Below are 12,317 nucleotides of genomic sequence, written 5' to 3'. Positions count from 1 at the left end.
GGATGGTTATTGTATGGAGCTCGCTAAACAGATTGAGGACATTATCATGAATGAAATCCGTCCCAAAACCCGTGTGGACGGCGGAGATATCATATTTGAGGGCTTTAAGGATGGCACAATTACTTTGGGTGCCTACGGTGATTGCGCCGCTTGCCAATGCTGCGATCCAGAACTGAACCATTGGATCAAAGAGCGGGTGTCTAAGCGGTTCGATATGGACTTCAGCGTGAAGATCAACAAACACATTCCTTACTACGCCAGATAGAGATAGATCGGAGGATATGCAGTGGCACACATCGCGGTAGAGCGCAGAAGCGTCAGCATGCAGAAATGGTCCAAGCTTGTTTTTGAGCAGGTGGATCAAAGGATATTCAGCGAAATTCATCCCTTGGACAATTGGCAGGTACGCAACGGCCAGTATGAGCCGGATGCTTACGTTTGGGAGGATGACTTTCATCCGATCCAGGATGGAGATAAATGGGGCGGCCCCGACGTCACTTGCATGTTCCAATGTGATTTTACGATTCCCGAAGAACTGGATGGGAAAAAAGTATATCTTTACATGTACACAGCGACTGAGGTCATTATTACGGATAACGGACGTTATGTAGACGGTCTGGACCCGAACCGCAGTTGGTGTGCTTTCCTGGACGCGGCAAAGGCCGGTGAACAGCACCACATGATTCTAGAATGTTATACCAGATCCAAGCCCGATGATGACAGGGGAACCGCCAGAAACTTGAAAGGTTGCATACAGACATTCAAGCGCCCCTGCCTGGTCGTGATCGACGAAGAAATGTTGGGCCTGAAATATGACTTGGACATGCTTTATCAGAGTGCCTATGCAAATTACATGGAGGAGGGCGCCAAAGTCTTCTATACCAGCCATGTGGAGAAAATTCTCAAACTGTTTCCGTTTTTCGAAACCGAGGATAACGAGGCGTTTAGGCAGGCCGCGCCGGCTATACGGGAATATATCCGAACTCAGGTCTTTGAGCAAAGCAGCCGGTTTGGCAAAAACGGAAAGCTGGCCTGCGTGGCCCATTCCCATCTTGATCTGGCCTACCACTGGACAATGGGGCAGACAATTCAAAAGAACGCCCGAACAGTATTGATCCAGCTTCGCCTTATGGACCGATATCCCGAATTTAAATATTCCCATACCCAGGCCTGGGTATATGAAATGCTACAGAAGTATTACCCGCCGCTTTTTGAGGAAGTCAAACAGCGCGTGGCCGAAGGACGGTGGGAAATCGTCGGTGCCATGTATGTCGAGCCGGATTGCAATCTGGTGTCCGCGGAAAGTTTGGCGCGGCAGATCATGTACGGTAAAAGCTATTTTCTGAAAGAGTTTGGCGTGGATGTCGACATCGCCTGGCTTCCCGACGTGTTTGGCAACAGCCCGATCATGCCGCAGATTTTGAAACAGGGCGGTGTGAATTATTTTGTCTCAAATAAAATGTCCACTTGGAACGATACTAATCTGTTTCCGCACAACAATTTTCTCTGGCGGGGCTTGGATGGTACGACCGTCAATGCTTGTGTGCCGCCAGTTCACTTCAACAGCTGGATGGACCCTAATCAGTTAATCGGAAGCTGGGAAGCATTCCAGGACAAGTCTTATTGCGACGAATCCCTGCAAATGTTTGGATACGGCGATGGAGGCAGTGGCATTACCAATGAAATGATGGAATATTATTATCGCGAACAACAAATGGGCGGCATTCCGCAAATGCGCCTGACCACCGGCAAGGATTACCTGCATACTGTCTTTACGGATACTACTGAATTCCCGGTATGGGACGGAGATTTGTACCTTGAGATGCACCGGGGCACCTTTACGACGAAGGGCGAATTGAAGCGCTATAACCGCAAAGGAGAATATCTGGCACAGCAGACGGAAGCCACCGCGGCCATCGCGGCCCTATTGACGGATCAGATCGTCGTCCCCCAGGAGGATCTTTCCATTCCGTGGAAGAAGCTCCTGTTCAACCAGTTCCACGACATTCTCCCAGGCAGTCATACGGCGCCGGTAGGCATCGATGCGATACGGACCTATAAAGAGATGAATGCGGAGTTTTACGATTTGAACGCCAAAGCGCTGAATGCCATGACGGAACAGGAGAGCAACAGCTTTGTGGCGGTGAACGCTTTTTCCGATACACAAACCGTTTCCTTCTTTGATAAACCCGTAAATGTACCGTCCATTGTGGACAAAGACAATCGGGTATATCCGGTTCAAAAGCAGTTGACGGCCGAAGGCGCTGAAAGATACTGTACCGAGCTTGAGCTGAACGGGTTCAGTTTGGGTGAGTACAAGGCTTCCGATGCTATTATGGAAAAGCCTGCTGAACTTCAGGTTTCCTTATCTTGCCTGGAGAATGCATTTGTATCTGTTCATTTCGACAAAGCTGGCAATATCGTACAAATGATCGACAAGGTCCACAACCAGCAGGTAGGCGCGCCGGGGGCGCTGCTAAACCAGTGGCAAATGTTTGAGGACTGTCCGGGGATTTACAATGCTTGGGATATCGTCAAAACCTATAAGAACCATCAGATCAATTTTGACGGATGGACGAACATCTCCATCGTGGAAGAGGGCCCTATCTCTGTGGCGCTACGCATGGAGAAGTCTTTCAGCAAGAGCCAGGCAGTGCAGATTGTTCGACTCTATGCCAACAGTCCTCGCGTCGACTTCGAAACGTGGATGGATTGGCACGAGAAGGAGAAATTGTTGAAAGTAGCGTTCCCGGTGAATGTGAAGGCACGGGTGTATTCAACCGATACTTCAGCGGGCGTGCTGGAGCGGATGAACAACAAGAATACCACCTGGGAGCAAGCGCGTTTTGAAGTGCCTTGTCACAAATGGGTGGATCTATCGGAAGGCATGTTTGGGGTTTCTATCCTTAATGATTGCAAATACGGTTGCGATGTTGAGGATAACGTTATACGTCTCAGCTTGCTTAAGGCACCGATTCGCCCTGATCGGGAAAGCGATTTGGGGACACATTATTTCACGTATTCTATTTATCCGCACGGTCCAAGCGGCATTGCCGATGGTTTGGTAGAAAGTGCCTACCAGCTCAATCTTCCGGCAACTGTATATTCCGGACGGAAGCTGGTTATCAAGGAAGGGACTCTCTTGAAAAGCAGTGCGCCTGCCTTAAAGGTACAAGCCTTTAAGCTGGCGGAAGACGGCAGCAAAGATGTGATTATCCGCTTTGCGGAATTGCATGGTTCGCATGGAACGGCTCGGATTACGCTGCCGTTTCTTATCGGGTCAGCTACAGAATGCGATTTGATGGAGAAAGCGGGGAACCCTGTTCCTTTTGATTATGACACCATTGAACTCTCCTATGCTCCGAATCAGATCATCAGTGTGCGTCTACAAAGAAAGTAAAGTACTGATATCATATGATTTACAGATTAAGAAGAGGGTGTCCCAAAGTCACCGTAATGACTAAGGGACTTCCTCTTTTTCATTTAGTCAAATAAAAAGAAACCACTCTCTGTAAAATGGAGTTACCACCCAACCATAACGCCGACGCATCTGCTGTCGATGAATCGGCTCTTTTTCCGCTTCCGACGATGATGCCGTTGTCATTCATGATATTGATGTTATAGGGAATATCCATCATCATTTTGTCGACAATTTCCTGAGCCTGCTTCTCGGAGAGCTGAGACAATTCGGAATCCTCCTCTTGTAAAAAAAGTAATTACCCGTCGTATGTGTTTTCATTGAAAAAGAGTAAAGTCATATTTGTGCGTTTTGCACGAAACTATCAAGTGTTTATTTCATTTTTTCAACTTTTCAACTACTCCAAAACATAATCACAATCGTATAAAGGGAGAACTCAAATAGACGAGTTAGTTATTAGGAAGCAGGAAATTTGTTAGATTATGGAGAAATAGTCAGACGTATCACGATTCGGTGGATTTCCCCCATTAGTTCCCTGCCAACGAAAGCTTTTGGGCAAAACGAGGGGGGAGAATATCGGAGGGAAGGGAAGCTGTGACTAGTAAGTTATACATTCATGATATTAACCCGAATAGTCTCGTTAATGGTCCCGGTACCCGGGCTGTCGTCTGGGTGCAGGGCTGCAGCATAGGCTGTCCGGGCTGCTTTAACCCGGGTACCCATTCGAAGATGTCGGCTACGGACGAAGGGGCCGATCCGGAACGATTGGGCAGGGAGCTTGGACAGCTAAATGTGGATGGACTGACTTTGTCTGGTGGAGAACCGTTGGAGCAGCCTGAAGCTGTATCTGAACTCATCAGGTCATTCAGGCAGGTCAATCCCGGAACGGTGTTAATCTTCAGCGGCTACGCCCCACAGCGTATTTTTGCCTCGCCAGCCGCTCGTTCAGCGATTCTTCTGGCGGATGCAGTACTCGCCGGACCTTATGTGGAAGGAACGGATCCGTCCGAAATTTGGAATTCCAAGCAGCTTATCCTTGTAACCGATCGGATTAAGCCGGATACCCTTACGCCGGAACGGCGTATGGAGGTGTCCTTTCAGTCAGACGATACGCTTAGGTTATCCGGGTATCCGGACAAGAGGCTGCGTGAAATTTTTTCTAATCTCATGAAAGTAGGTTTAAGCGATGACTAAAGATGAATTTCTTCAGGAACTTGAAGTCCTCATTCGCGCACGCTATGGCATTATCCTCATAAATACGTTAGAGGAAGAAAGAGCTCTGGATCTTCTTAAAAGTATGGCGGCCAAGCTGAATAAGCGATTGCTCACTTGGTCGTGCACCAAAGGGTTGACCATGAATGATGATCAAGCCATCGATCCGAATACCGTGGATTTGATGACGGCCATAGCCAAGGTAGAGCAGCTTGCAGAGGAGCCCTCCCTTTTCGTATGGCTGGACCTCCAGTCTCATTTGAATAGTTCGCCTGTATATGTCCGGCGATTTAAGGAGCTTTCGCAGGAAATTCGGGAGAGAATGCCATCAAACTCAATTATTGTTGGCCCCTTAGCGGATATCCCGGTGGAGCTTCAAAAAGAAGTAACGATTATCGATATGCCTTATCCCGATCTTGCCGAGCTAAAGAGCATCATTTCACAATTTGCTAAACAGTATGCCGATCGAACGGAACTGAACATCGACTGCTCGGATCCGACATTAGACGCACTAGGAAGAGCGGCGATAGGCCTATCCAAGACGGAAATTGAAAATTGTCTGGCGAAGTCATTAGTTAAGAATAAAGGGATATCCAGACAGGACATTGACTTCATCTTGGAGGAGAAGAAACAGAATATTCGTAAGGCTGGCATTTTAGAGTACGTGGAGACGGAAAACCTGGAAACGAACGATATTGGAGGTCTCGACAATTTAAAGAAGTGGCTGGAGATCCGCAAACAGGCTTATACGCCTGAAGCTGAACAGTTCGGGATTGGCTGGCCTAAAGGGGTTTTGCTAGTCGGGATACCTGGCTGCGGAAAAAGCTTAAGCGCGAAGTGTGTAGCTGCAGCTTGGAAAATGCCGCTGCTTCGACTCGATCTTGGGCGTGTCTTCGGAATGTACGTTGGGACGTCGGAAGCCAACATTCGGCAGGCCCTCGCCATGTGCGAGGCCGTTTCTCCTTCGATCCTCTGGATTGATGAGATTGAAAAGGCCCTATCCGGACAAGCGAGCAGCAGCCAGACGGATGGTGGGACGACATCAAGAGTGTTCGGCACGATTTTAACGTGGATGCAGGAAAAGAAAAGCCCTGTTTTTGTTTTTGCTACGGCCAATAATATCGCAAGCCTACCACCCGAACTGCTTCGTAAAGGGAGATTCGATGAAATCTTCTTTGTCGATCTGCCTAATGAGCAGGAACGCGAAGAAATATTCCGCATTCATATCAAACGCATCAAGCGAGACCCTGATCAATTTGACATTGGCAAAATGGTCAAGCTGTCCGGTGAATCTACCTGGGGAGATGGTGTTCGACTGACTGGATCGGAGATTGAGGCGTGCGTAAATCAGGCGTTATTGGAGGCATTTTTTGTGAAAAACTCGGCGGTGCACCCTGAAGAGGACGTTACAACCGCTGATTTTGAGAGAGCTATTCTCCAATCCGTTCCGTTAAGCAGAGTGCGAAAGGAAGATATCGGCTATATGCGGAATTGGGCGATGGAAAACGCTGTGCGAGCCAGCCTCACTCCTGAGCAGGTCATGACTGCAGCCGTGGGGAGCGCCTCGGCCAGTGAGGTAACTGGCGGACGGAGTATCGATTTTTAGTAGAAGGAGGGACCAAGATGAGCCACTGTACAACGTTTCAAATGATTTTTAGAGATAAGCGGCTGCTTTTTCGAGCGATGCGGGATATGGGATTGAACCCGGAAAATGTCGCATGGAACGTATTCGGTTCTGATCTGCAAAAGCGGCTCGGGATCGGAGGCCAGCCCCTTGGCAAACTGTTAACAGGGACTAGAGATGACCTTAATATCATTTTCATGGAATCGGAAGATGGCCTGCAGCCGAACGTAGAGTCCAGCGAGTTGTCTGGCGAGGAGCTTGATGCTGCCGGTGAGCAGCTTTTATCGGAAGTTCAAGTTGCTTATCTGCGCTGCGCCGTGAATGCCGCCTGTAAGAAATACAGGGAAGCAGGGCTGTACGCGGAAGTCCGTGAGAATAAGACGGAGGAAGGGGTATCATTTGTGCTCACTTTCGGTGCTTCCGGCAAGTCCGTTACCGTCACCAGAAATGACGACGGCATGATTGAGGAGAAGGTTCAGGGTGTTATAGGGCGCTCCTGTACCGATGCAACATCCGTTTTAGAATCGCTATTAGCGGATACTCAGGGATCAACGATACAGAGAACATGGATGCCTTCCTATCAAGCAACGGTTGAGGATCGCGAACTACAGGTACTGCGGCTAACCAGCCGTTAAGTAATATTACCTAACAAAGCTGGGCTGGATATCTATCTTATAAAGGAGCTTCTTTCATGGATAACGAGGGGTATAACAAAATTAGACGAAAATATATCATGTTTTGGATCGCACTGTGCATTCTTATTCCGATTACACTCCTATTTGTGATTACCAAGGATTGGACAGGGACATTGTTTACCGGGGCATTTGACGCATTGATCATCCTTGCTATAATCTCAAGTCGTAGTATGCTGATGAGGACGATTGCTCCTTTTCAACCGGGAAAAGGGTATTGGTACTATCGAATGTCGCCCCAGAGCAAAAGGGTTTATTTCACGGTAACCCAGTGGACGCTTTTCCTTATCGTCCTCCTCTATTGGATGTCTGGACATCATAGCTGGTATGCAGCTGTTGGTGGGCTGTTCAGTATTTACTATATTCAGGTCATGTTAAAGCGCCGAATCCAGCTCCATACAGAAGTGGATGATGCCAGCCTCTTTGAATTGGAGGAGCTAGGCATTATTGAACCGGAAGAATCGGTCATCTCATTGTACAAGGATTTCCTCTCCTGGTCGGAGGTTCCCGAGAACGCTAAGATCCTTATATTGACGCCGGATCGGCTGGTTGTTATCCGAATGACCACCCCAGAGGAAGGAGAGCGTTACGAGATTCGGCTGAGAGATATTTTTGGACTGAAATTTGTGGATACCGGGAGGCACGGTGGGGGAAAGCTTGTCGCGCTGTTGATGAATGATCAGACGCTTATCCACCTTGATGTTGCCGGGGAAAGCAACCAGGATTCGCCGGAGCAGTTCTTTTCCTCGTTGTTGAAAACACTGGATCAAGTGAAAATGAATCCCGGAGCAGTTCCTGAACAGACGGGTAAGGCGATGCGCAATAAACCTGCTGAACCGAGCTTTAATGAAGGAGCACCACGTCCCGTAATCAGACATCTTGATTTAGCCAACTATACGCCATCAAATTATCCTGATACAGTGCAAGATCAGAGTCGGCCGAGTGGTGCTATAGAGGTAGCCCAGGAAAGAGGCCAAATGGTAACCCCTGACACAACGAACAGACGAAAAATTGATTTTTAGGAACGTGAAATGGACCCCATATAACGCCATCTGCCCAATTTAGAGGGACTGATACTTAAGGAATGGCCTTAGTCCAATGAATTTAAGGACTAAGGCCATTTATCTGGGATCGTAGGCTATATAATGACCATTATGGATTAAGGAGGTGTTCTCTTTGGAAAACGTAGCAAAGGATAAGACTAGGACAGTATATAAGGCCTGTAGGAATATAATTCTCGTGCTGATTCCATCTGAGGTTCTGCTTTTTTATGTAAAAGAATGGGTATGGCTTTTTATAGGGGGATTATTTTTAGTTCTGGCATTGATCATGACAATCACGTATGGCAAACTGCTTGAGGGAAATATCCCCCACTACCGCCCTGGGAAAGGGTTTTGGTTTTACCGGCTATCCCCTCGGGGAAAGCGAATCCGATTAACGGTAAGTCAATGTATCATGCTACTTACAATTATTGTATGCTGGGTGCTGGAATATCAAATTTGGTACGCCACGGCTGCATCGGTCGCAGGTATTTATTATGTCCAGTTCACGCTTAAACGAAGAATAAAGCAGCATACTGCCATGGATGGTCATAGTCTCTTGGAGCTTGAGCAAAGGGGCCTTATTAACTTGGATGAGATGGTAGTTGGGTTCTATCAGGATTCTACCTCCTGGTCAAGAGCGCCATACGATTCCAAGGTATTTGTTATAACTACGGATCGATTGAAAATGGTTCGATTAAAAACTTCGTCGGAAGTGGAACAATATGAAATTCGATTAAATGATATTATGGGTCTCCATATTTTTAATTCTGGCAAGTATAGCGGTGAGAAAGTCATCACGATGAAGTTGGTTGATGGAATAATACTACACCTTTACTTGGTCGGTGGGAGCTATCAAGGCTCGCCAGAACAATTTATCTCCTCGCTGCTGAAAGCGCTGGATCAGGTGAAGCTGAATTCCGGGGCTATGCCTGAAGTGAGCGGAAAGATAATGGTTTCCCGGTCCACTGACTCAAGTGCTTCTGATGGATCTGCGCGTTCGGCTACGCCTCGTTGATTCATAATTAGCTTTTTTGCGCTATTGTACATAAAAGTATATGCTTACCTCATAAAGAAGAAATTTTAATTTGTAGATACAATAATTTTGAGAAACGGGGGGCGACCCATGGAAATTGGAATTAGTACATTTGTTGAGACGACGCCGGATGTAGTGACCGGTGAGGTTATCAGTCATGCCCAGCGCTTGCGTGAGGTCGTTGAGGAGATCGTTTTAGCCGATCAGGTAGGGCTGGATGTATTTGGCGTGGGTGAGCATCACCGCAAAGATTATGCGGCATCTTCCCCGGCTCTTGTACTGGCGGCAGCGGCTCCGCAAACGAAGCGGATTCGGCTGACCAGTGCGGTTACGGTACTATCTTCGGACGATCCGGTTCGGGTTTTCCAAGACTTTGCTACGCTCGACGGGCTTTCAAATGGACGCGCGGAGATTATGGCCGGGCGCGGTTCTTTTATCGAGTCTTTCCCGTTGTTTGGATACGATCTTAATGATTACGAGGAGCTGTTCGATGAGAAGCTGGAGCTGCTGCTTAAAATGAGGGATTCGGAAAAAGTGACCTGGGCAGGCAGCAAGCACCGACCGGCTATTCATGACTTGGGGATATATCCGCGGCCGGTTCAGCAGCCATTACCGGTATGGATCGGCAGTGGTGGAAATACGGAGTCGGTGATCCGAGCAGGGATGCGGGGACTTCCACTCGTTTTGGCGATCATCGGAGGCCGGCCGATTCAGTTTGCTGCGCTTGTTCAGCTTTATAAGAGAGCGGCGACCAAGGCGGGCCATGATGTCAAGAAGCTGCCAGTGGCCTCGCATTCCCATGGGTTCATCGCAGATAAGCTCGACGTTGCAGTCGAGAAGTTTTTTCCGTCAACGCAGGCCAGCATGAACGTCATCGGCCGGGAGCGGGGATGGAGCCACTACGATCGCGCCAGCTACGATGCCGCACGAAGCTTCGAAGGTGCGCTGTACGTCGGCGATCCGGAGACGGTAGCCGCAAAAATCATTCACCTACGCAAAAACGTAGGCATCACTCGTTTCTTCCTGCACTGCCCGCTGGGCACAATGCCTCATGAGGATGTCATGCGGTCGATTGAGCTGCTCGGAACTGAAGTAGCGCCGCGGGTACGCGAGGAAATAGCGCGCTGGGAAGCGGCCGGGGAACCGAAAGAGTAGAGGTGAGAGGTGAAGGTCACCTACTCATGAGATGAAGTTTGACCAAGGAGCACCCCCGTAATGGAGGTGCTGCCGGACAAAACGGGGATTTGCCTCATCCCCCCAAAAAACATAATCGAAGTCAGCGCCGGGAGAGCCGCTTTCTAGTTCGGAGTCCTTTGCGCTTCCGGGCAACAGCCCTGCGAGTAGAGGACCTCCGAGTAAAGGTCTTTCGAGCAAAGGATCTTCGAGCAAAGGACCTCCGAGGTACGGATTTCCGAGTCACTGGCATCAAGCTGCGGCATGCTTGGCTAAGGACAGCTTTTATTCTGTGGTTTTTGCCAGCGACCTGTGTTTCTGTGTATATAGCATGCGCCGCCGTGAAGGCTTCTTTGAGTACAGTTTTGAAACGCTCATATTCAGGAGAGCCGGGACTTTTGTAGAACAGTCTGGCGCTCCGTGTACAGGCCCGGCGCACCCGCTTGGCCGCGTAACGCAAAGCTGCCCGTTTGCTCTTACGCCATGCCTGCAAAATACGCAACATATTTTTGTACGCTTCAATGCCCTCGGAAGGTGACATCACAGCAAACAAAGACAGCTCCGGATCCTCAAAACCGTGCGTTTTGAACATAATCCTGATGTTTTCCCCTTGGGTATCCTCCGTTCGGTGCCCTGACGGGTGCTCCTGATGATAACCTACGGGCTCATTCATGCTAATAAAGGCGCAGCCGTATCGATGGAGGCGGTAGCCTAGCTCCCAATCCTCCAGCCCATGCTTTTGAAAGGTTTCGTTGAAGCCGCCGACTCGATCAAACAGTTGTTTCGACAGGGATAAATTGCGGGTAATTGCCATAAGCCAAGGGGCCACATCCGTAGTAGAAAACTGGGCATAGTGGGACTCTACGGGCTCCCAAGGAGCGATTACCTTTGACAGCCGATCAGTCTCATTCAGGATATCTTCCCGAGTGACGATTTCAATCCGTTCATTCGTGTGCAAGAAATGCTCGCTCCACAAGCCGGCGGGGATGAGCACTCCAGACATAGCCATTTTCTCTTCTTCGGAGAAGTCGGGATGCAGCTGCGTATAAGCGTTCATAAACAGGTAGGGGACGCCGGATACGACGGCTTTCGGGTGCTGCCGATGATATGAATCGTGCACGTGAATAAAGTGGGGAGATACAAGAAAGTCCGGGTCGCAAAAAATAATGTATTCCCCGTTTGCTTCAGCAACACCCCGATTTCGTGCTGCTGACCTTCCGCTCGTTTGTGCCAAGTTCACGATGGCCAGTCGGTATGGAGCTTGGTATTGCTGCAATTTTTCCAGCGTATCGTCGGTGGAGCCGTCGTTTACCACAACCACCTCAAATTGATCCATGGGATACGTTTGTTTCTCAAACGCCGCTAAGGTGAGCATTAACTGCTGCGATCTGTTGTAAGCAGGGATAATGACGCTGTATTTCATGGGCGGGGGGATCACCTCTTCATTCGTGATTTCGTACCTATTATACGTTCGCCCCGCCGCCGCGAAATGGACAAATGACCTATAAGGCTTTAACCATATGATAATAAACATGCCCGTTAATCATGATTTCTTTATCCACCTGAAAACCCCTTCGCAAATAGAGGCAGTATGCCCGGTCGTTCCCTGTTACGACGGCCAGTGCGATTTTGTGAAAACCGCGCTGCTTTGCACGTTCCTCCGCTGCCTTCATCAGGGCGGAGCCGATTCCTTGTCCGCCGTACTCGGGCGAAACGGATAAGGTATCGATGTAGAACTCATCCTCATCGGCTTCCTTATCGAGTGTGATGGATGGGTCGTGTTTCATTTCCCGAAGGCGTTCCACGATTGGCCGATCGAGCTGCTCTGCTTCGTTCCCCGCATAAGTAACGATAACCCCCGCAACCTTGCCATCGATCTCGCTGACCAAGGCTTGCGGATAACCAAGCCGGATTTCTTTTTTTTCAAAAAACTCAGCCATACCGCGAATTGCATCCTCTTTGCTTTCCTGCCCCGTTAGCTGATGGGCGATATCATGCAGTGCATCATACAGCAGCCGGGCTGACGGCAATGCATCCTCCATAACAGCCGGTCTGATGTTCATATGTAGGCCTCCCTATAAAATTATTAAAAACTAAAAAGGCCTCCGGCGAACCGGAAGTC

Annotated in this window: 11 protein-coding genes; 8 read left to right on the top strand and 3 right to left on the bottom strand. The window is 49.0% G+C overall.

Going from position 1 to position 12,317, the window contains the following annotated elements:
* Positions 1-13: 13 nt before the first annotated feature.
* Both ACFQ3W_RS15085 and ACFQ3W_RS15080 read left to right on the top strand, forming a co-directional pair.
* Positions 14-265: a NifU family protein gene (locus ACFQ3W_RS15085; RefSeq protein ID WP_379320064.1), complete on the top strand. Its 252-nt coding sequence runs from the start codon at positions 14-16 to the stop codon at positions 263-265.
* A 21-nt stretch (positions 266-286) separates the two neighbouring features.
* Entirely contained in the window at positions 287-3,400 is a 3,114-nt protein-coding gene (locus tag ACFQ3W_RS15080) for an alpha-mannosidase (protein ID WP_379320063.1), read from the top strand.
* A 79-nt stretch (positions 3,401-3,479) separates the two neighbouring features.
* Here the strand turns inward: ACFQ3W_RS15080 and ACFQ3W_RS15075 are convergent, their stop codons facing one another.
* On the bottom strand, positions 3,480-3,686 hold the full coding sequence (locus tag ACFQ3W_RS15075) for a sugar diacid recognition domain-containing protein (RefSeq protein WP_379320062.1): 207 nt from the start codon (positions 3,684-3,686) through the stop codon (positions 3,480-3,482).
* Between the two features lie 326 nt (positions 3,687-4,012).
* Here ACFQ3W_RS15075 and ACFQ3W_RS15070 point away from each other — a divergent pair, with 326 nt between their 5' ends.
* The 6 genes from ACFQ3W_RS15070 to ACFQ3W_RS15045 all read left to right on the top strand — a co-directional run bounded on the left by ACFQ3W_RS15070 (position 4,013) and on the right by ACFQ3W_RS15045 (position 10,177).
* Complete coding sequence (locus tag ACFQ3W_RS15070) at positions 4,013-4,612, top strand: 4Fe-4S single cluster domain-containing protein (RefSeq protein WP_379320061.1); 600 nt, start codon at positions 4,013-4,015, stop codon at positions 4,610-4,612.
* Positions 4,605-6,236 (top strand): AAA family ATPase, encoded by a 1,632-nt coding sequence (locus ACFQ3W_RS15065; protein WP_379320060.1) that lies wholly within the window; start codon positions 4,605-4,607, stop codon positions 6,234-6,236. Before ACFQ3W_RS15070 ends, ACFQ3W_RS15065 begins: the two co-directional genes overlap by 8 nt.
* Positions 6,237-6,253: 17 nt before the next feature.
* Positions 6,254-6,889 (top strand): DUF2997 domain-containing protein, encoded by a 636-nt coding sequence (locus ACFQ3W_RS15060; RefSeq protein ID WP_379320059.1) that lies wholly within the window; start codon positions 6,254-6,256, stop codon positions 6,887-6,889.
* A 56-nt stretch (positions 6,890-6,945) separates the two neighbouring features.
* A complete protein-coding gene (locus ACFQ3W_RS15055; RefSeq protein WP_379320058.1) occupies positions 6,946-7,968 on the top strand; it encodes a hypothetical protein in 1,023 nt (340 codons plus the stop codon).
* 154 nt (positions 7,969-8,122) lie between these two features.
* On the top strand, positions 8,123-9,004 hold the full coding sequence (locus ACFQ3W_RS15050; protein ID WP_379320057.1) for a hypothetical protein: 882 nt from the start codon (positions 8,123-8,125) through the stop codon (positions 9,002-9,004).
* A gap of 108 nt (positions 9,005-9,112) precedes the next feature.
* Positions 9,113-10,177 (top strand): LLM class flavin-dependent oxidoreductase, encoded by a 1,065-nt coding sequence (locus tag ACFQ3W_RS15045; protein WP_379320056.1) that lies wholly within the window; start codon positions 9,113-9,115, stop codon positions 10,175-10,177.
* 121 nt (positions 10,178-10,298) lie between these two features.
* Here ACFQ3W_RS15045 and ACFQ3W_RS15040 read toward each other — a convergent pair whose 3' ends face one another.
* Positions 10,299-11,618: a glycosyltransferase gene (locus ACFQ3W_RS15040; RefSeq protein ID WP_379320055.1), complete on the bottom strand. Its 1,320-nt coding sequence runs from the start codon at positions 11,616-11,618 to the stop codon at positions 10,299-10,301.
* A gap of 79 nt (positions 11,619-11,697) precedes the next feature.
* The gene (locus ACFQ3W_RS15035) at positions 11,698-12,258 is read right to left on the bottom strand and encodes a GNAT family N-acetyltransferase (RefSeq protein ID WP_379320054.1); all 561 of its coding nucleotides are present in this window, start codon (positions 12,256-12,258) and stop codon (positions 11,698-11,700) included.
* Positions 12,259-12,317: the final 59 nt, after the last annotated feature.

Origin of the sequence: Paenibacillus puldeungensis (assembly GCF_042678945.1) — a bacterium.
In the GTDB taxonomy this organism is placed as follows: Bacteria; Bacillota; Bacilli; order Paenibacillales; family Paenibacillaceae; genus Fontibacillus; species Fontibacillus puldeungensis.
The sequence above is the reverse complement of the archived record's forward strand: the minus strand, read 5'-3'. Positions and strand labels throughout refer to the sequence as shown.